At 60.5% G+C, this 20,460-nt stretch carries 15 protein-coding genes and 1 pseudogene; 5 read left to right on the top strand and 11 right to left on the bottom strand.

Annotation, left to right across the window (positions count from 1 at the left end; translation table 11 throughout):
• Positions 1-84 precede the first annotated feature (84 nt).
• Together flgM and flgA are read right to left on the bottom strand one after the other, a co-directional pair.
• Positions 85-429, bottom strand: coding sequence for a flagellar biosynthesis anti-sigma factor FlgM (flgM, locus tag OU997_RS01970; RefSeq protein WP_108487588.1), 345 nt, complete (start codon positions 427-429; stop codon positions 85-87).
• A gap of 154 nt (positions 430-583) precedes the next feature.
• On the bottom strand, positions 584-1,342 hold the full coding sequence (flgA, locus tag OU997_RS01965) for a flagellar basal body P-ring formation chaperone FlgA (protein WP_108487589.1): 759 nt from the start codon (positions 1,340-1,342) through the stop codon (positions 584-586).
• Between the two features lie 74 nt (positions 1,343-1,416).
• Between flgA and OU997_RS01960 the strand changes: the two genes are divergently transcribed.
• Together OU997_RS01960 and cheR are read left to right on the top strand one after the other, a co-directional pair.
• Positions 1,417-2,349 carry a chemotaxis protein CheV gene (locus OU997_RS01960; RefSeq protein ID WP_108487591.1) on the top strand — a complete coding sequence of 311 codons (933 nt, stop codon included), beginning with the start codon at positions 1,417-1,419 and terminating at the stop codon, positions 2,347-2,349.
• A gap of 44 nt (positions 2,350-2,393) precedes the next feature.
• A complete protein-coding gene (cheR, locus tag OU997_RS01955; RefSeq protein ID WP_108487710.1) occupies positions 2,394-3,221 on the top strand; it encodes a protein-glutamate O-methyltransferase CheR in 828 nt (275 codons plus the stop codon).
• A 58-nt stretch (positions 3,222-3,279) separates the two neighbouring features.
• Here the strand turns inward: cheR and OU997_RS01950 are convergent, their stop codons facing one another.
• Complete coding sequence (locus tag OU997_RS01950) at positions 3,280-6,369, bottom strand: transglycosylase domain-containing protein (RefSeq protein ID WP_267808694.1); 3,090 nt, start codon at positions 6,367-6,369, stop codon at positions 3,280-3,282.
• Between the two features lie 290 nt (positions 6,370-6,659).
• Here OU997_RS01950 and OU997_RS01945 point away from each other — a divergent pair, with 290 nt between their 5' ends.
• The gene (locus OU997_RS01945) at positions 6,660-7,346 is read left to right on the top strand and encodes a class I SAM-dependent methyltransferase (RefSeq protein ID WP_267808692.1); all 687 of its coding nucleotides are present in this window, start codon (positions 6,660-6,662) and stop codon (positions 7,344-7,346) included.
• 97 nt (positions 7,347-7,443) lie between these two features.
• Here OU997_RS01945 and OU997_RS01940 read toward each other — a convergent pair whose 3' ends face one another.
• The 5 genes and pseudogenes from OU997_RS01940 to metR form a co-directional block, all read right to left on the bottom strand.
• Positions 7,444-10,590 (bottom strand): efflux RND transporter permease subunit, encoded by a 3,147-nt coding sequence (locus tag OU997_RS01940; RefSeq protein WP_267809849.1) that lies wholly within the window; start codon positions 10,588-10,590, stop codon positions 7,444-7,446.
• Positions 10,591-10,632: 42 nt separating this feature from the next.
• A pseudogene (locus tag OU997_RS01935) lies at positions 10,633-11,673 on the bottom strand (efflux RND transporter periplasmic adaptor subunit); the annotation flags it as partial.
• A gap of 5 nt (positions 11,674-11,678) precedes the next feature.
• Entirely contained in the window at positions 11,679-12,335 is a 657-nt protein-coding gene (locus tag OU997_RS01930; RefSeq protein ID WP_267808690.1) for a TetR/AcrR family transcriptional regulator, read from the bottom strand.
• Between the two features lie 107 nt (positions 12,336-12,442).
• The gene (locus OU997_RS01925; RefSeq protein ID WP_267808689.1) at positions 12,443-13,207 is read right to left on the bottom strand and encodes a substrate-binding periplasmic protein; all 765 of its coding nucleotides are present in this window, start codon (positions 13,205-13,207) and stop codon (positions 12,443-12,445) included.
• Between the two features lie 36 nt (positions 13,208-13,243).
• Entirely contained in the window at positions 13,244-14,164 is a 921-nt protein-coding gene (gene metR, locus OU997_RS01920; protein ID WP_108487605.1) for a transcriptional regulator MetR, read from the bottom strand.
• A 150-nt stretch (positions 14,165-14,314) separates the two neighbouring features.
• Here metR and metE point away from each other — a divergent pair, with 150 nt between their 5' ends.
• Positions 14,315-16,633, top strand: coding sequence for a 5-methyltetrahydropteroyltriglutamate--homocysteine S-methyltransferase (gene metE / locus OU997_RS01915; RefSeq protein ID WP_108487607.1), 2,319 nt, complete (start codon positions 14,315-14,317; stop codon positions 16,631-16,633).
• Positions 16,634-16,880: 247 nt separating this feature from the next.
• Positions 16,881-17,870 (top strand): alpha/beta fold hydrolase, encoded by a 990-nt coding sequence (locus OU997_RS01910; RefSeq protein ID WP_108487609.1) that lies wholly within the window; start codon positions 16,881-16,883, stop codon positions 17,868-17,870.
• Between the two features lie 318 nt (positions 17,871-18,188).
• Here OU997_RS01910 and OU997_RS01905 read toward each other — a convergent pair whose 3' ends face one another.
• From OU997_RS01905 to OU997_RS01895, 3 genes are all read right to left on the bottom strand, one after another.
• Positions 18,189-18,695, bottom strand: coding sequence for a DUF1993 domain-containing protein (locus tag OU997_RS01905; protein ID WP_108487611.1), 507 nt, complete (start codon positions 18,693-18,695; stop codon positions 18,189-18,191).
• A 157-nt stretch (positions 18,696-18,852) separates the two neighbouring features.
• Entirely contained in the window at positions 18,853-19,323 is a 471-nt protein-coding gene (locus OU997_RS01900) for a MaoC family dehydratase (protein ID WP_233684075.1), read from the bottom strand.
• Positions 19,320-20,282: an alpha/beta hydrolase gene (locus OU997_RS01895; RefSeq protein WP_108487615.1), complete on the bottom strand. Its 963-nt coding sequence runs from the start codon at positions 20,280-20,282 to the stop codon at positions 19,320-19,322. Before OU997_RS01895 ends, OU997_RS01900 begins: the two co-directional genes overlap by 4 nt.
• Positions 20,283-20,460: the final 178 nt, after the last annotated feature.

Here is a 20,460-nt window from a genome sequence, read left to right as displayed (position 1 = left end):
GGGCTCTTTTGGGGAACGGCAGTTCCAGTGCTGAGACATGAAACTTCCGTTGGGCGACCAACAGCCCCAAGCGCAGCCCTTTGACTAGCGCTGGGATTCGAAATTTAGCAATTTACTGGCAACACGCTGGCTGTCGACCTGGTAACTGCCGCTCTCGATAGCTTGTTTGAGTTGCGCAACGCGCTCTTTGTTGACGCTAGGTTGGTCGCGCAACTTTTCACTGGCTTTCTGAAGTTGTTGAGCCTCGCGACTCAGCTGCACAGATTCTCCGCCTTTGCCCGCCTGCTGGGATTGCTCGGTAGGTGTGGGCATATTGCCAGTGGGCTGATTGCTTGTGACTGCGCTCTGGCCACCTGCCTGGGCACTGCCTGCACGCCCCGAACTGGCTGGCGTTGCGGCATTGTTAAGCCGGTTGATGTCGATGACCATGATGCAGAACCTCGAACAGTGTTTGGACGCTTGCCTAGCGTGTCGGCCTTGATAGCGAAAACTTTAGGGCTGAGTGTTGCGTTTATTGACAGTCTAAACACACTGAGAACAATCGCCAGCGTGAGTTATCCGCTAAGTCAATCAAAATTCATGCCTACATTGGGACTTCAACTTGGCCTGGAGCGGTTACTCGTGCTCGTACTACCCGGTTTGATTTGATGTTGCGCACGCTGATTTGCTTGCCTACTGACCCTGATGATAGCGCCTCTCCGGGCATGCGGACACTGATTATCCCGCTCTTGGCACTGATGACCACGTGATCACCCTTACGAACGGCTTCTGCCAATTGAAGCTGGGTAGGGGTTATGACTTGGTCGATAATTGCAGCGCGCGTCAATTTTTTGCCAACAACCTGATGTTTTTCCGTCAGGTAACCCTGGTTCAGTAAGCCGACATCTCTTTCCGCCAGGCCGACATCCATTTCTGTTATCAGACCGTCTCGTTTGAGTGGGCGGCTGGCAACTACTACCTCACGAAATAAACGCACCTGGCCAGGAATAAATACTGTCCATGGCGCATTACTTTCACAGCGAATCCGCAGTGTCACGCGACCGACAGGCTGTGCTGGACTCTCGAGGGTCGTCATCAAGGGTGTGCCACACAGCGGTAAGCGCAGGCGAGGGTCGAGTTGGTTTATTTGTATCTGGTGACGTGCAGTGATGTTGCTACGCTCTAAATAATCATCCACGGCTTGCTCAAGAAAAGCGTTGCCGGCGCCGATAAGTTCTTCGGCGTGAGTCGCCTCTGCTGGTGTTACGTTGCTATAGCCGAGTGCCATCAAAGCGGGTAAAACTGCCAGCCAGTGGCAGAATCTCGATGATGAGCGTCGATTCGTTGTCGTTTTGGTTTTCATAGTGGGTTAGATAGCAAGCTGCGTGCCGCCTGCTAAGCTGACAGTAATCTGTTACTCAAATAAGGAGTTTGGGTATGGCCGGTGTGATGGACTCGGTTAACCAGCGAACTCAGTTGGTTGGCCAGAATCGTTTGGAATTGCTGCTGTTTCGTCTTAACAGCAATCAGTTGTATGGCATCAACGTGTTCAAGGTGAAAGAGGTGCTTCAGTGCCCCAAACTCACCATCATGCCCAAATCCAGCCCGGTTGTTCGCGGGGTGGCCAATATCCGTGGCGGCACCATCCCGATTCTCGATTTGTCCATGGCCACAGGCAACATGCCGTTGTCCAATATCGATAACAGTTTCGTGATCATCACTGAATACAACACCAAGGTTCAGGGTTTTCTGGTGCATTCCGTCGAGCGCATTGTCAACATGAACTGGGAGTCGATTCATCCGCCACCCAAGGGTACTGGTCGCGATCACTATTTGACGGCAGTGACGCACCTGGACGACAAGATGGTTGAAATCATTGACGTCGAAAAAATTCTTGCAGAGGTGGCGCCGACCTCCGAGGTGATTTCTGAAGGTGTTCTTGATGCGCGTACTCAGGCCCGTGCAGTGAGTAAACGGGTACTGACCTGCGACGACTCATCGGTTGCGCGCAAGCAGGTTACGCGTTGTTTGGAAACTGTAGGCGTGGAGGTGGTCGCGCTGAACGATGGTCGTCAGGCGTTGGATTATCTGAAGGCTATGGTCGAGGAGGGCAAGAAGCCGGAAGAAGAATTCCTTATGCTGATTTCCGACATCGAAATGCCCGAAATGGACGGTTATACCCTGACGGCGGAGATTCGTTCCGACCCTCGAATGCAAAAACTGCACATCATCCTGCATACTTCGCTTTCTGGTGTTTTTAATCAGGCCATGGTCAAGAAGGTGGGCGCGGATGATTTCCTCGCCAAGTTTCGGCCGGATGACCTGGCTGCACGGGTAGCTGACCGCATCAATATAGCGGCAGGGGACTGAGGGCTCGGCCCTCAGTGGAAAATTTGTTCGTCGAGGCTTCGCGAGTGTCTACAGGTAATTTGGATTTCGAGCAGTTCCGGACCTTCCTGGAAAAAGCCTGCGGCATCCTGCTGGGTAGCAATAAGCAGTATCTGGTTTCCAGTCGACTGAACAAACTGATGGAACAGAATGACATCAAAACTCTGGGTGAACTGGTGCAGCGTATGCAAAGCCAGCCGCGCAGTGGTCTGCGTGAGCAGGTTGTTGATGCCATGACTACCAATGAGACCCTTTGGTTTCGCGACACATACCCTTTTGAGGTGCTGAAAAGCCGTGTTCTGCCGGAGTTGATCAAGGCTAGCCCGGGGCAGCGTTTGCGTATTTGGTCGGCGGCCTGCTCTTCGGGGCAGGAGCCCTACTCATTATCAATGACCATTGATGAATTCGAAAAAACCAATCTTGGCCAACTCAAGGCCGGAGTGCAGATTGTTGCGACTGACCTGTCGCCGTCCATGTTGATCAACTGTAAATCGGGTGAGTACGACAGCTTGGCGATGGGGCGTGGGCTTTCACCGGAGCGTCTGCAGCGCTATTTCGACCCCAAGGGGCCGGGGCGCTGGGTGGTCAAACCGGCCATTCGCAGTCGCATTGAGTTTCGCCCGCTGAACCTTCTGGACAGTTATGCCAGCCTGGGTAAGTTCGATGTGGTGTTCTGCCGAAACGTATTGATCTACTTTTCTGCGGAAGTGAAGAAAGACATCCTCACGCGCATTCATGCCATGTTGAAACCGGGTGGTTATCTGTTCCTCGGGGCTTCCGAGGCGCTCAATGGTCTGCCTAATCATTATCAGATGGTGCAGTGCAGCCCGGGGATCATCTACAAAGCGAAGTGATCCGCTGCACTTGCCAATAAAAACGGGAGGCTTGGCCTCCCGTTTTTATTGGCCCACGTTAATTTGCACCTGAGGCGGCCTGTTCACTGCCTGTCATATGGCACAGGCTGCGGGTACCAGGCTGCAAATAAGGTTGCAGGATAGGCGCCATGCCTTTGAGTACCTGCACGGGGAGTGCTGAAGTGAAGCGGAAGTTTTCTGCTGCTTGCCCGGGAACGAAGGCGGTAAGGGTGCCGTAATGGTTGTCTCCTAAATAGAAGACAAATGTGGCGGTGCGGTTCATCGCGCGTGAACTGAGGACCCGGCCACCGGCGCCGACGGTTTCGATGCGATTATCTCCAGTGCCGGTTTTGCCGCCGACTTTGAGCGGTTGTCCGTCAGCCTGGATGAAGCTGCCAAGTAAGCGCCGCGCAGTGCCGGCCTCAACCACATCGGCTAGAGCGTTGCGCAGTGCTGCGGCCACCTCGGGTGCCATGACGCGTTTTCCTGCGCTGTGGTCTCGCACCACAAGGGTGTCGTAGGGTGTATCCGCAGCAAAATGCAGGCTGTCGATACGGGCTGTGGTCTGGCGGATACCGTCGTTCTGAATGATCCCCATCAACTCGGCCAGTGCTGCTGGACGGTCACCTGAGCTGCCAATCGCAGTGGCCAGTGAGGGCACCAGGTGGGCGAAGGGGTACCCCAGGTTCTGCCAGCGGCGATGAATATCGAGAAAGGCCTCGACCTCCAGCATGATGCGGATACGGCTATCGCGGGCGCTTTTGTGGCGGCTGCGGAATAGCCAGCCATAGACCTCCTGACGTTCATTCTGGCTGGCAGCGACGGCATCGCTGAAGCGCGCCTGCGGTTGTTCGATCAGATACCCCAGCAACCAGAGCTCCAGAGGGTGAACGCGAGCGATATAGCCTTGATCGGGCAGGCTATAGGCGCCTGGCCCGTAACTTCGGTACAGCTCGTTAATTCGCTTATCGCTGAGCGTTTCCTGTGGCAGATATTTGCGCAGAAAGGCGGCAAAGCTGGCTTCGTCAGCAGTAGGTTGCAGGTAGCGGTGTACAGCCGCGAGGCGTACTGAGGTGTGGCGCAGGCCATTGAGGAACGTGTCCAGGCGCTGCTGTTCCGGTTGCCCCTGATACTTGCGCCAGAAACGCTGCAGGAATGAGGTGCCTTCCCGATCGGCAAAGTCGCGTAGATAAACCTGACGGCGGGGATCTTTGTCGTCCTTAAGCAGTTCAGCGCTGTTGTTCGGGCCCTGGTAAGTGCTGTAACGCACCAGGTCGCGCATCAGGCGGATAAACGGTAGGTTAAGCGATTCGCGCAGGGCTTCGCGCATGTTGGCAATGCGTTGGTTATCTTCGCGCCGGAAGTTGTTGAAGGTGTGGATGCCGCCGCCAGTGAAGAAGCGCTCGCCTGGACTGGCCGAGTATTTACGTTCCATGGCGGCGTTCAGCATGCCCGCCAGGCTAGCGTTGGGCGTGCTGAGCAGGTAATCAATTGCCCAGCGAGTCAGGTTATCTCGGGCATTGACGGCGCGCAGTTGATTGGCGCTTTGCCCCGCGTGACGCTGGTGCAGTTCGGCGATGATTTCCAGATAGGTGGCCAGCACCCTGAGCTTGGCAGTGGAGCCCAGTTCCAGCTTGCTGCCCTCGTTGATGTCGAACGGCTGGTCGGTGCTGTCGGTCTGTACCCGTACCATGCTGCCATTTTCTGTGCGCTCGAACAGGGTGAAGCTGTAGCGCACATCAGCGGTTTTTTCCGGTGAGAGCAGGCGTTCGCCAAACAGGCCGATCTGTCCGGCAAAGGTGGGCTCGGCCAGCTGCTGAAGGTACTGGCTGACGGCCTGTTGCAGGTCATTGTTGAGGGTGCTGGTCGCGCTCAGATCAAGGCGGTCGAGGTCGTACAGTGGCATGTTGAGCATGGTCGAGAGCCGCGCCCGCGAAACGCTGATGCCCTTGTTGCTGTCCACCGTCTGCAGGTTCGGCTCAAGAGCCCAGTCGCGGTAGCTGAGTGTCTGCTGCAGGGCGGCGTCGCGCAGTGCGATGTCGATGAGGCCGCCGCCGGCCAGCAGGCGGATATGGCTGTTAGTCAGTTCGGCCAGGTCATGGCGGCCTTGGGCCAGGTAATAAGACGGGCGGCGCTGGGCAATCATGAGGGCCAGCACCTGACGCAGGGCGAGGCCACGTTCGGCCAGGCTGGCATCCGCTGACTGTGCGGGGTCGAGCAGCCGGTTGACCTGGGCGAAGTCCGCGCCGAACCAGATGCGCAGGCCATCGGCCAGACCATGAACTTCGCCATGCCCAGGCGCGGCAGACAGCGGCACGCTATTGAGGTAGTCGCGAACGATATTCTCGCGCGCAGCCATGGTCTGCGGGCCACTCTGGTAGGCGCGTACGCTGGCGGAAAGCATTTGTCGCAGTTTTTCCGTCGCGGACACAGTCAAGCCGTCCGGTGAGTGGCGGTATTTCTCCAGCTGAGTAGCCAGGGTGCTACCGCCTGCCGACTGGTCCTGCATGTCCAGCAACTTGCCGACCTGAGAAATGGCGGCCATGAAGAAGCGCGGCCAGTCCACGGCCGGGTTGGCCAGTGGCTGTTCAGGGTCAAGCAGCGTGCGGTTCTCGATAAACAGCAGGCTGCTGGCTACCAGTGGCGGGATGGCGTTGAAGCTCGGGTAGCGCTGTTGCGGGTAGCGGAATTCATAGAAAGGCGTACCGCTACAGTCACTGATGCTCAGTCCGCTCTGAATCTTCTCCGGATAGGGGATGAACAGGCCGCGTTGGGCATAGTCGAGTAGGGCGGGGGAGAACTGCGCCTGTTGCTGCACGATAAAGTTGCGCTGGCTGAGTCGCTCAAGCATCAACGGCAGGTAGGTGTAACCTTGACGTTTGTCGAAGGGGCCTTCTTTGGGGTAGACGATAGCATTGCTCGGGCCCGGTTCGACGCGGTAGCTGAGGGTTTGCGCGTAACGGCTGATTTCTTGGGCTTGATAGCGTGAGGTACGCAGCTCTTCGGCGAGCAGTAGACCGGCGACTATGATCAGAACCAGCACGAGCAGCCAGAAGGTGATTTTTAATGCGCTGCGATGTTTACGTGGTGCCGGTCGCTGCTGATTGGCCGTTAGTGGGGTGATGCTGGGTTGCCATGATGCGCCCATATTCATTTAGCCTGATGTACTCGTCCATAGGTTTGACAGGTTGCTGAATCACATCAGCGGGCTTGTTCACTGAGCTCCGCTCAGTCGGCCTCTGCTTGCAGTTTAGCTGCTGCTGTGTCGATGACGCCGGGACGGGTTTGGCAGACGCAAGATTTTCTCGGTCTCCACCGGGCGCTGAATAAGTGATCAGCGGCAATGCGCACGCGAGGTGAACAGCGCAGGATTGCCAGTGGCTGCACTTGCTTTGGCGGGTGTGCTCATACAGATGTTGAACAGGCGACGAGTGAGCTATGCAACGCGACCATCGGGAGCAACTCAACCTCAGCTGGCAGGCCAATGCCGATGCCTGGACGGCGGCCGTGCGCGAGCAACGCATTGAAAGTCGCCGACTGGTGACCGATGCGGCCATCGTTCAGGCGATTCTCGCCCTTGCACCCACGCGCGTGCTGGATCTGGGCTGCGGCGAGGGCTGGTTGTGCCGTGGGCTGGTCGAACATGGTATTGAGGCGGTGGGCGTGGACGCCTCCGCCCCGCTGATTGCTGTGGCGCAGCAGGCGGCGTCAGGCACGTCGCAGTACCGCGTATGCGGTTATGCCGAGCTGGAGAGTCAGGCTGGGCTGCTGGGGCGTTTCGATATGCTGGTGTGCAACTTTGCCCTTCTGGAAGAACCCCTGGCGCCGACGCTGAATGCCCTGCATGGCCTGCTGGCGCAGGATGGCCGGTTGCTGATCCAGACTCTGCACCCCTGGCGCGCCTGCAATGACGTGGGTTATCGCGACGGTTGGCGGGTGGAAACCTTTGCTGGCTTCGGCGAGGGCTTTGCTCAACCGATGCCCTGGTTTTTCCGCACATTGGAGTCCTGGTTGGGCTTATTCAGCGATACCGGCTGGCGCCTGCAATGGCTGCAGGAGCCGTTGCACCCGGAGAGCGAGCAGCCGGTGTCGCTGTTGATGCTGCTGAGTTCCGAGCGCAATTAATCCGGTCTGATAAAGCCTTCGGTCGACGATAAACAGCCGAACCCCGCTGGCGCTGTATTCGACCATGCCCAGGCCACTGTTGACCTGGGCGAACAGCTTAGGGCGTGCGTTGCAGCTCGACCTTGCCGGTGGCACTGGCCAGCAGATGCTCCGGCAAGTCGAGCAGGTCATCGTCGAAGGTTTCCAGCGGCGGCGGGCGACGTTCGAAACGCGAGCCGAGTACCAGCATGCAAGGCGTCAGCAGCAGGGTCAGTACGGTGGCGAAGCTCAGGCCGCCAGCGATGGCGCTGGACAGCTGGGTCCACCACTGGGTCGACGGCGCGCCAAAGCCCAGGCTTGGGGTGAGCAGGTCAACGTTAACCCCGATCACCATCGGCACCAGGCCGAGGACCGTGGTCACGGCGGTCAGCAGCACTGGGCGCAAGCGCAGGCTGCCGGTTTCCAGCGCCGCCTCACGCGGCTCCAGACCCTGGCGGCGCAGCTGGTTGTAGGTGTCGATGAGGATGATGTTGTTGTTCACCACGATCCCCGCCAGTGCGATCAGGCCCATACCCACCATCACGATGCCGAACGACTGGCCATTGACCAGCAGGCCCATCAGCACGCCGGCGGTGGACAGCACGATGGCCGAGAGCACCAGCAGCGACTGGTAGATGCTGTTGAACTGGGTCACCAGGATGATAAACATCAGGAAAATCGCCACCGCAAAGGCGGTGCCGAGGAAGGTCGCGGCTTCACGCTGGTCGGCATCTTCGCCGGCGAACTTCACCTGCACATCAACGGGCACCTCGCCCATGGCTTCACGCAGGGCTTGCAGGCGCTCGTCCAGGCGCGCGCCTTCGGCGATGTCAGCTTGCAGAGTGATAGTGCGGTTGCCGTCGACCCGGCGCAGGGTGCCGACCTTCGGCGCCTGTTGCAGCGAGACGAAGTTGCTCAGCGGAATCTGCCCGGCCGGGGTGTTCAGGGTCAGGCGGCCGAGCTGGTCAAGGGAGCGCCAGTTGGCCGGCAGGCGCACGCGGATATCCACCTCGTCGGTGGCGTCTTCCGGGCGGTAGGTGGCCAGTTTCAGGCCGTTGGTGACCATCTGCACGGCATTGCCCACGCTCAGCACATCCGCGCCGAAACGCGCAGCCGCCTCGCGGTCGACCTTGACCCGCCATTCGATACCCGGCAGAGCACGGTCATCCTCGACATCCTTGAAGCCGCCCAGGCGCTGCATGTTGGCGCGCACCTGTTCGACCCACTGATCGGCCTTGGCCGGGTCCATAGAACTGACCTGTAGCTTCACCGGCTTGCCGCTGCTGGGGCCTTCTTCCTGTTTGCGGAATTCCAGCACGATGCCCGGGATATCCGCCGTTCGCGTGCTCATGTCGGCGAGGATCTGGCCGGCCGAGCGCCGCTCATGCCATTCGACGAACTGGAACTGCAGGGTGCCGATCACGTCCGCACCGAGCTGGCCGTCCGGCTGCGCCAGGGAGCGGGCGTACAGCGCTTTGACCTCGCTCATGCCGAGCAGGCGCTTTTCCACCTGTTGCAGCAGGGCGTCTTTTTCTTGCACCGACAGATCGCCACGGGCGCGCAACCAGATCTGCGCGTTTTCCGGCTCGACTTCGGGGAAGAACTCCACGCCATGGTTGAAACGGCCATAGGCGGTGTAGATCAGCGCAATCAACGCGAGGATGCCCAGCAGGGTGAGCCCTGGGCGCTTCAGCAAGGCGCCCAGCAGGCGGCGATAACCCACGGCTGCTCGGCCTGGCTGAGTCGGCTGCGGCAGCGGTTGGCCACCGGTGACCGCACCGAGCACCGGCAGAAACACCAGGGCCATGGCCAGTGAAGCGAGCAGGCAGACGATCACCGTGGCCGGCAGGTATTTCATAAATTGGCCGACCACACCGGGCCAGAACAGCAGCGGTAAAAACACCACCAGGGTGGTGGCGGTGGACGAGATGACCGGCCAGGCCATCCGCATGGCGGCATTGGCCCAGGCTTGGCGTGGCGTTTGCCCCTGGTGCAGGTAACGGTCGGCCAGTTCTGAGACGACGATGGCGCCGTCCACCAGCATGCCAGCCACCAGAATCAGGCTGAACAGCACGACGATATTCAGGGTGAAACCGAACATCCAGATCACTAGGATGCCGGTTAGAAAGGCCCCTGGAATGGTCAGCCCAACCAACAGCGCCGAGCGCATGCCCATGCTCGCCACCACCAGAATCAGCACCAGCACGATGGAGGCAATCACGTTGTTGAGCAGATCGCTGAGCATGCTCTGCACCTGCTGCGACTGATCCATGATGTAGCTGACCTTGAGGCCCTCGGGCAGCAGCGGCTGGGCCTTGGTCATCAGCGCCTTGACCTGCTCGATGGTGTCGATGATGTTGGCGCCGCTGCGCTTGGACACCTCCAGCACCACCGCGGGCTGGCCATTGATCCTCGCGTAACCGGTGGGGTCCTTGAAGGTGCGGTGAATGGTGGCGACATCGCCAAAGGTCACCACGCTGTTGCCCACCACCTTGATCGGCATGGACAGTACGTCTTCAAGGTTTTCGATCACCCCGGGCACTTTCATGCTCATGCGCCCGGCACCGGTGTCCAGGCTGCCGGCGGCGACCAGGCGGTTGTTGCGGCTGACCAGGTTGAACAGCTCGTTGTAATCGATGCCGTAGCTGTCGAGCACCTGCGGGTCGACGACGATTTCCAGCAGGTCTTCGCGGTCGCCGCCGATTTCCACCGAGAGCACTTCGGCGATGCCTTCGACGTTCTCTTTCAGGCGGCGGGCGATGTAGACCAATTCGGTTTCGGCAATCGGCCCGGACAGACCAATCGACAGCACCGGAAACAGCGCCACGTTGACTTCATTGACCGTGGGTTCTTCGGCTTCCTCTGGCAGCTTGCTGCGGGCGGTATCGACCTTCTCGCGCACATCGGCGAGGGCCAGCTTGGCGTTGAAGCCAGCATCGAACTCCAGGGTCACCGAGGCATGGCCTTCGCTGGCCATGGAACGCATTTCCTTGACCCCTTCGAGGCTGCGCAGTTCTTGCTCCAGCGGGCGAACCAGCAGGCGTTCGGCGTCTTCCGGGCTGATGCCTTCGAGGGTTACCGAGACATAGATGATCGGGATGCTGACATCCGGATTGGCTTCTTTGGGGATGGCGAAATACGCCGCCAGCCCACCTAGCATAAGAAATAGCAGCACCAGCAGGCTGGTGCGGCTGCGATCCAGCGCCGCAGCGATCAGGCCATGCATATCAGCTACCCCCTTGGCCAGCTGGCTGATCACCTGCTGGCCCGGCTCGACAAAGCCCTGGCCGAGGGTGATCAAGGCCACCTTGTTAGGCAGGCCGCTGACCCAGGCGCCCTGGTTGTCGACGCTGATCAGCTGCACCGGGGTGAACTGCACCTGTTGCTGCTCATTGACCCACTTGACGCCATGCCGGCCGGCTTTATCCAGACTCAGCAGGGCAGGTGACAGGCGATGGGCCAGGGCTTCGCCGGTTTGTACATGCAGGGTCGCACTGGCACCGGCCAGGCGCAGGGCCTGAGGGTTGGCGACCTTGACCTCGATACGGAAGCTGCGTGAGCCAGGCTCGGCGGCGGCGGCGATAAAATGCAGTTCGCCTTGCAGTTCGCGGCCATCAAGCAATTCGACCCGCACTCTCTGGCCCAGGGTCAGGTGGGTGACCTCCTGTTGGGCAATCTGCGCGCTGACTTTGAGCAGGCTGATGTCGACCAGGGTTAACAGGCTTTGCCCCGGTTGGACGAAATCGCCTAGCTCGACCGTGCGCTGGTCATACACCCCGGCAAAGGGCGCGCTGATCTGCGTATTACCCAGCTGAATGCGCGCCAGGTCCAGTTCAGCCTGGGCCTTGGCCAGCTCACTTTGCAAGCGGATCAGCTCGTTGGAGGAAATCATCTTGCGTTCGTGCAAACGGTTGGCAGCACTGGCATCGGCGGCGCGCTGGCGTACATCAGCTTCACCCTTGGCTACCTGGGCCGGGCGGTTGTCGGTGGAAAGGCTGAGCAGCAACTGACCTTGCTTGACCGGGTTGCCTTTGTCTTGATCCAAGCGCGTCACCGTACCGCTGATCTGCGAGCGCAGCTCAACCCGGCGCCAGGCCTCGATCTGACCCTGCACCACATGCTGGCGCTGCATCGGGCTGGCTTCCAGCCACTGCACTTCAACCTTGGTCAGGCCCTTTGCCTCGGCAGGCGCATCGGCGGTGGCGGTTTCCTGGGCCTTGAACAGCGAGCCGCTGAACAGCCACAACACGAGCAGCAGACTGATGGCGACGGCGATCAACCAGGGGCGTTTGGACAGTTGACTGAACATGGTGGCTACTCGTGGCGATGAGGTTGAGCAAGCAAGTCGGCGGCCTGGGTGCGCAGGCCGGCAATGATGAAATCGGTGACGCGAGCGAAATACTCATCCAGGGCTATCGGCTCGGCCCAATGGGCAAAACCACCGGAGGCGATACGCGCCATCACTCCGTTGACGCAGGCTTCCACGCCCCACAGCAGGTTCTGGCAGTCGCTCTGGCTCAGCGCCTGGTTGTTCAGGGTGACGCCGAGCATGTCGCTGAAGAACAGCTGGAATTCCTGCTCTATATCGAGGAATTGCTGGCGGTACGGGCTTTCCAGGCGCTCCTGAAACTCCGGGCGGTCGCAGTGCAGGCACAGCTGCGCCTGGATCGGGTTGGCCAGCATCTGCTCGAAGGCGCGCTGAATGACCCGGCGCATGGCGTCCTGCGCCGGACTGGCGGCATGCAGTTCGCGCAGTTCCAGCAGGTTGGCGCGGCTGAGGTCGAGCACCAGGCGCGCATACAGCGCTTCCTTGCTGGGGAAGTGCTTGTACACCGTGCCTTTACCGATGCCAGCGGCAAGCGCCACTTCGGCAATCGTCACGCGGTCCCAGGGCTGCTCGGCAAACAATTGGCGGGCAGCGTCGAGGAGGGCGTTCTCGCGTTGTTCGAAGAGTTGATCTTGGTAGCGCATGGGGGGTTATCAATGTCTGTGACCGGTGGTCATGCTATGACTGCTGGTCACGCTTGAGCAAGCCGGCAGTTGTAACAGGCTTTGCCGTGGCTCAATCCGATAGGGGCTCAGAGGGCGGTGGGCGAGTTGAACTGTTGCCAGAGTTGCACATAACGGCCGCTGTCTTTCAGTTCACGCAGACCCTGATCGAAGAGTTGCTGCAGGCGTTCGCTCTCCGGCAACTGGCGGGAGAAGATCACGTGGTAATCCCAGGTTTCATAGGTTTGCGTGGTGGTCAGGCGGGCGCGTTCATTGGCGCTGAGCTGGCTGAGCACATGGCTGCCCGAGCCTTTGACGATGTCCACCGCATCGATGCGCCCGGCAGCCAGTTTACGCAGGTTGATCAGCTCATCCCCGCTGGCTTCGTACTGCACCCAGCCGCGCTGTTCGGCTTGCTCCAGCACCGGCATCTTCGCCGATCCCAGCGGAATGCCGATGCGCAGGCCATTGAGCTGCTCGGCCCCGGTCAGGCTGCCATCCCAGTTGACCGGCTTGTCGCGGTGATAGAACAGCACCAGTTCATCGCTGTACACCACTGCAGAAAACAGGCAGTCGGCTTCGCGCTCCGGCGTGCGGCCCCAGATGGCCGAGGCTTGCCAGCGGCCCTGCTTGACCTCCGTGTAGGCGCGTTTCCAGGGGAAGAAACCGTATTCCACGCTGACGCCCTGGGTGGCAAAGGCTTCGTTGATCAGCTGCGGCACCACGCCATAGTGCGGCAGCGATGCGCTAATAAACGGCGGCCATTCACCGATGGCGATGTGGATTTTCTCCTGGCTATGCAGCGGCTGGCAGAGGCCAGTCCAGAGCAGCAAAACGCAAAGCAAATAACGCATGCAGTGCTCGCTATTCAGGCAGCGGGTTGTTCGAGTTTAGCCGCGTGCCACGCTGACGCCTTCCAGATTGGCAAAAGAGGTGTCTTTGGCAGTCAGCAGGAAGTCGCGCATAAACGGCGCGTCGAGCATGTCGGTGCGGATGCCGGCATACAAAGTGGCAAACAGGCCCTTGTCACCCAGGCGCTTGGCGGTCACATAGCCGCGCGAGCTGTATTCATGCAGCGCCCAGTTGGGCAGGCCGCACACGCCACGGCCGCTGGCCACCAGCTGCATCATCATCACCGTCAGCTCGGAGGTGCGCACCTGCGCTGGTTCGACATCCGCCGGCTCAAGGAAGCGGGTGAAGATGTCCAGGCGATCGCGTTCCACCGGGTAGGTGATCAGGGTTTCCGTGGCCAGGTCCTGCGGCTTGATGCACGGTTTGCTGGCCAGCGGATGCTGGTTGGCCACGGCGAGCATGGCTTCATAGGTAAACAGCGGCACATAGGTGATGCCGGCCAGCTCCAGCGGATCGCTGGTCACTACCAGGTCCAGATCACCGCGGGCCAGGGCGGGCAGTGGCGCGAAGGAGAAGCCCGAGGCCAGGTCCAGTTCCACTTCCGGCCAGGCATCGCGGAATTGGTCGATGGTCGGCATCAGCCACTGGAAGCAGCTGTGGCATTCGATGGCCATGTGCAGCCGGCCGGCGGTGCCACCGGCCAGGCGGGCTAAATCACGTTCGGCACCGCGCAGCAGCGGCAACACCGTGTCAGACAGCTGCAACAGGCGCAGTCCTGCGCTGGTAAAGCGCACCGGCTTGGTTTTGCGCACGAACAGCGGCATGCCCAGACGCTCTTCCAATTCCTTGAACTGGTGCGACAGCGCCGATTGCGTCAGGTGCAGGCGTTCGGCTGCATCCACCAGGCTTTCGCTTTCGCGCAGGGCGTGCAGGGTTTTCAGGTGGCGCAATTCGAGCATGGCGGGCCTCGGTGTTTGGCGGGTCGGCGTTCTAGCGATAAGCAGAACATGAGAAAAACTATAGATCAAGGCGAATAGATTGAGTTTGTCTCACTTAGACGGGGTGCCGAGAATAGCCAGCATCTTATTGATCTGCTGGAGCGTTCTGACATGGCCCTGTCCCATTCCCTTGGTTTTCCGCGTATCGGTCGCGACCGTGAACTGAAAAAAGCCCTGGAGGCCTACTGGAAGGGCGAACTGGACGAGGCCGGTCTGCAGGCGGTGGGGCGTGAGCTGCGCGCCGCCCACTGGCTGCTGCAGAAGGACGCGGGTATCGACCTGCTGCCGGTCGGCGATTTCGCCTGGTACGACCAGGTGCTGACGCACTCGTTGAGCTTCGGCGTGATCCCCGAGCGCTTTCGCCCGGCCAACGACAAGCCGACCCTGGATACCTTGTTCGGCATGGCGCGCGGTGCCGTTGCAAACAAGAGCAGCCAGAACGCCTGTTGCGGTGCCCATGCGCAAGAAATGACCAAATGGTTCGATACCAACTACCACTATCTCGTGCCCGAATTCAGTGTCGAGCAGCAGTTCCAGTTGAGCTGGGAGCAACTGTTCGAGGAAGTCGAAGAAGCTCACGCATTGGGTCACCGCGTCAAGCCGGTGCTGATCGGCCCGCTAACCTATCTGTGGTTGGGCAAAGCCAAGGGTGCCGCTGCTGAAACCGAGAGCTTCGACAAACTCGATCTGCTGGAGCGCCTGTTGCCGGTCTACGGCGAAATCCTCCAGCGCCTGGCCGTTCAGGGTGTGGAGTGGGTGCAGATCGATGAGCCGATTCTGGTGCTGGACCTGCCGCAAGCCTGGAAGAACGCCTTCGAGCGCGCCTACAACCTGCTGCAGCGCGAGCCCTGCAAGAAACTGATCGCTACCTATTTCGCCGGCCTGGAAGACAACCTCGGTCTGGCCGCCAGCCTGCCGGTGGATGGTCTGCATATCGACCTGGTACGTGCGCCCGAGCAGTTCCCGACCATCCTCGACCGTTTGCCGGCCTATAAGGTGCTGTCGCTGGGCGTGGTCAGTGGCCGCAACGTTTGGCGTACCGATCTGCAAGCGGTGCTGGAGACGTTGCAACAGGCCCAGGAGCGCCTGGGCGAGCGCCTGTGGGTGGCGCCAAGCTGCTCGCTGTTGCACAGCCCGGTGGACCTGAACCGCGAGGACAAACTGGATGATGAGCTGAAAAGCTGGCTGGCCTTTGCCGTGCAGAAGTGTGAGGAAGTCGCACTGCTGACCACGGCGCTTAATAACCCGCAGGATGCTCAGGTGCAGGCCGCACTGGCGGCAAGCCGCGCCGTGCAGGCCAGTCGCGCGCAATCGCCACGCATCCACAAGCCGGCAGTGCAGGCGCGTTTGGCTGCCATTACTGCCGCTGACAGCCAGCGTCAGTCGCCATTTGTCACACGCATCGAGCAGCAGCGCGCACGCCTGCAGCTGCCGGTCTTGCCGACCACTACCATTGGCTCGTTTCCGCAAACCGCCGCCATCCGTCTGGCGCGTCAGGCGTTCAAGGCTGGCAAGCTGTCGGCGGGGGATTACACCGAGGCCATGCACAGCGAAATCCGTCATGCCGTTGAGGTGCAGGAAAACCTCGGTCTGGATGTGCTGGTGCACGGCGAGGCCGAGCGCAACGACATGGTCGAGTACTTCGCCGAGCAGCTCGACGGCTATGCCTTGACCCGTTTCGGTTGGGTGCAGAGCTACGGTTCGCGTTGCGTAAAACCTGCAGTGATCTACGGCGACCTGAGTCGGCCCAAGGCCATGACTGTGGCCTGGATCGGTTATGCGCAGACCCTTACCCGCAAAGTGATGAAGGGTATGCTGACCGGCCCGGTGACCATGCTGATGTGGTCCTTCCCGCGCGACGACATTTCCCCTGAGCAGCAGGCGCGTCAGCTGGCCCTGGCCATTCGTGACGAGGTGGTTGACCTGGAAACAGCGGGTATCAGGATCATCCAGATCGACGAAGCCGCCTTCCGCGAAGGCCTGCCGCTGCGCCAGGCGCAGTGGCAGGGGTACCTGAACTGGGCCACTGAGGCGTTCCGTCTGTGCGCCTCGGGTGTGCGTGACGAAACGCAGATCCACACCCACATGTGCTACAGCGAGTTCAACGACGTGATCGAGTCCATCGCCGCCATGGATGCCGACGTGATCACCATTGAAACCTCGCGTTCGGACATGCAGCTGCTGGAGGCCTTCGAGCGCTTCGACTACCCCAACGACATCGGCCCCGGCGTGTATGACATCCACTCGCCACGGGTGCCGGACAGCAGGGAGATGGTCAACTTGTTGCGCAAGGCCGCGCAGCGTATTCCGCTCGAGCGGCTGTGGGTCAATCCGGACTGCGGCCTGAAAACCCGTGCCTGGCCGGAGACCGAAGCGGCGTTGATCAATATGGTGGCGGCGGCTCGTCAGCTGCGTAGCGAACTGGCCTGATCAGCCATTGTGTAGGTTGGTGCCGAGCGCAGCGAAGTCCAACTGGGAACTCCAGGTTCTGCTCGACACTTGCCCGTTTTTTGGGCTTCGTCGCAGGCTCCTCACCCAACCTACTCACTGCAATGGCGACCGCTCGTCTCCCTTCATCAAATTGTCACGCTTGTGTGGCAGTGCGCTCGTAAAAACATCATCACACTCGCGTCTTAATGGGGGGCTGCGTTCTGCTGTCCCATGGCTGGGTGATGCCATGCGTAGTTTGATTGTTCTCGTCGCACTGCTGTGCGGCCTGCCGGCTTTTGCCGCACAACCTTGCAGTGTTCAGGTGCCAACGCTGACCGCCGAGGTCGCAGACGTGCGCCTGGCTTACCAGAGTATCGGGCGTGACACGGACCCGGCGTTGCTGCTGGTGATGGGCCTGGGTGGGCAATTGATTCATTGGCCGGATGAGGTCGTCGAGCGTCTGTGTCAGCAGGGGTTTCGGGTGATTCGCTTCGATAACCGCGATGTCGGCTTGAGCAATTGGGTCGCTACGGCACCGGAAATCAACCTGACCTATGAAGCGCTGCGCTATCGCCTGGGGCTGTCGGTGGCAGCGCCTTATGGCCTGCGCGACATGGCCCGTGATGCTCTGGGGCTGCTGGATAGCCTGAAGATCGAACGCGCCCATGTGTTGGGCGCTAGCATGGGCGGGATGATCGCTCAGCACATGGCCGACCTTGCGCCTGAGCGGGTTCAGAGCCTGACGTTGGTGATGACCAGTTCCGGTGCCCAGGGCCTGCCGGCCCCGAGCAGCGAACTGCTGACCTTGCTGGCTCGGCGCGACGCCCCCAATCGCACGGTGGCGCTGGAACAGCAGGCTGACCTGCTGGCGGCGCTGGGTAGCCCGGCGGTCAGTGATGACCGCCAGTTATTGTTACAGCAGGCGCAGGTCGCCTATGACCGCGCTTTCAACCCAGAGGGGGTGCAACGCCAGTTGCTGGCCATCCTCGCCGAACCGAGCCGGGTCGAACTGCTCAACCGCTTGCAGGTGCCGACGCTGGTGGTGCACGGTACGGCTGATCCGCTGCTGCCGGTGATGCACGGTGTGCATGTGGCCGCGCATATCAAAGGCAGTGAGCTGCGCCTGATTCCGGGACTGGCCCATCGCTTTCAGGATGCCTTCAAGGAGCCATTGCTGGCAGCGGTGCTGCCGCACCTGCAGGCCCATCGTGTGGATGGGCAGTGGGCACGGTTATGACAGGCGAGCCATTCGCCGTTTGTGTCTTCCACTGACGAGTGGTTCCGCCCTTACGGCGGCTCACTTTTGGCAAACGCCCGGATGGCGGCCCCGCCAAAAGTAAGCAAAGGTTCTTTCCCCTTGCATCCGGCCCGACTTCGTCGGGTTCCCTCACTCCATCATTGCTCTAGGGGGCGGCGTACAAGGGCCGTCCCTGGCCTTTTATCGCGGTGGCGCCAGCCCTCTCGCCGCATCCATGCGGCTCGCACCCTTCCACAACGATTCTGCTTGGCCTTCTGATGGGGCCTTCGGCGTCGCCTGTAAGACCTGGCGCTTGTCTTAACGAGTACCGAGGAAGTCGCGCTTGCCGATATTGACGCCGTTGTGGCGCAGGATGGCGTAGGCGGTGGTGTAGTGGAAGTAGAAGTTCGGCATGACGTGATCGAGCAGGAAGGCCTGACCCTGGAAGTGGGTTTCTTTGTCGCGGCGCTTGAGGGTTACGGTGCGTGTTGCGCTGCCGTCGATCTGTGCGGCGCTCAGGCCTTGCAGAAAACTCAGGGTCTTGGCGATGCGCGTTTGCAGTTCGGCGAAGCTGGTTTCGTCGTCGGCATGGCTGGGTGCTTCCACTTCAGCCAGCAGCGCAGCGCCAGCCTTGGCGCCGTCGCAGGCGATTTGCACCTGGCGGCTGAGCGGGAACATATCGGGGGCCAGGCGGGCGTTGAGAAATACGCTCTGCTCGATGTTTTTCTCTGCGGCGTGGGCGGCGGCGAGGCCGAGGATGGTCGACAGGTTGTTCAGCTGGCGGGTAAAGACGGGGATGGATGCTTGGTACATGGACAGGGACATGGGTATCTCCAGAAGCGCCGAAGCGGGAGTGCCTCGGGCGCGATTGTATAGAAGGGCGGAGCACCGCCGCAGGCAGCGACGGTGACGTGGGCTAACAAGCTTAGAAGCTCTTGATGATCTTGCCGCCGAGCAACGGGCAGTCGATCGTGAGCAATTTTTAGCCGATGGTGATGGGCGGCAGCTGAGTCAATTCAACAGTCTGTGCCTTGCGCGGGGCGAGGATTTCCGCTTCGCCATCGACCACCAGCTCATCGTTCTGGTTGAACACGCGAGTGGCTACACGCACGCGGAATTTTGGCAGTTTCTCAAGGATTTCCAGGCGCACGGTGAGGGTGTCGCCGAGCTTCACCGGTGCGGTGAAACGCATGCTCTGGCCGATATAGATGGTGCCGGGGCCAGGCAGTTCGCAGGCTACGGCGGCGCTGATCAAGGCACCGCTGAACATACCGTGGGCGATACGCTCCTTGAACATGGTGGTGGCAGCGTAGTCCGCATCCAGATGCACCGGATTGTGATCGCCGGAGACCTCGGCAAACAGCTGGATATCGCGTTCGCTGACGGTCTTGCTGTAGCTGGCGGTCTGGCCGACTTCGAGGGCGTCGTAGGGCGTGTTGCTGCTCTGGGTCATGGGTGACTCTCTTGGCTCTGTTGGTGGTACTGGCGCGGTTGGCTGAGGGCCTGCTGCAACCAGTCGATGATCTGGGCGGTGACTTCGTCACGATTGCTCTCGTTGAGCAACTCGTGACGCGCGTCGGGATAGAGTTTGACTTGAACGTGCTGGTTGCCGGCGGCCCTCAGGGCGTTGCCCAGATCCTGCTGACGGCGGCCGTCGCTGACCGGGTCACAGGCCCCGCCTATCACCAGCAGCGGCAGGCTGTTGTCGATCTGCGCAAGATTTTCCAGTGGGGTGATCTGTTGCAGGCCGCCGAGCAGGTCGATCCACAGCTGATTGCTGCAGCGGAAGCCGCACAGTGGGTCATGGATGTACTTGTCGACTTCCAGAGGGTCACGGCTCAGCCAGTCGAAGGCGGTGCGGTTAGGTTTGAAGGCCTTGTTGAACGAACCGAATGAGGCGAATTCCAGCAGAGCACTGCGTCCCTCTGGCCCTTGTCGCCAGCGCTCGAAGCGTGCCAGCCACTGGCCCGCGCGGTACAGCGCCACGGGCTGGTAATTGGAACCGGACAGAATCGCACCCTGCAAACTGCAGCTGTGTTGCATCAGATAGGCCTGAGCGATGTAGCTGCCCATGCTGTGGCCGAGCAGGAAAATCGGCGTTTGTGGGTGGGTTTGCCGCATATGATGATTGAGGCGTGCGAGATCGTTGACGACCAGCTCCCAGCCTTTGCTGTCGGCATAGTGGCCGAGCAGGCCATGCTCGGCGGTTTTGCCATGCCCGCGCTGGTCATGTGCGTAAACCTCGAAGCCCTGCGCCACCAGCGCTTCGGCCAGGCGGGCATAGCGTCCGCTGTGTTCGGCCATGCCGTGGGCCACCATCAACAATGCTTTTGGCGGCTGTTCTGCGCACCAGCGATTGACGTAGAGAGGCGCTGCATCGGTACTGTTGAGCCAGAACGCGTGGTGGGGCATGGCGAATTCCTTGAGCCTGCAGAAGCTTCGCATTGTGCACCCCGTGCAGCGCGGCGCAAAGTCCATCCAGGTGTAACGGCTGTCCATGAACCTATGGCCGTTATCCGCTGGCGGCGTTTCTGTACCGGGTTGGCAGGATAGTTGTGCAGCGAGCGGCAAGATTCAGTGCGTCAATGAC

The organism is Pseudomonas sp. SL4(2022), assembly GCF_026625725.1.
GTDB lineage: Bacteria > Pseudomonadota > Gammaproteobacteria > Pseudomonadales > Pseudomonadaceae > Aquipseudomonas.
Note: the sequence above shows the minus strand (reverse complement) of the source record. Positions and strands in the feature narration are given on the sequence as shown.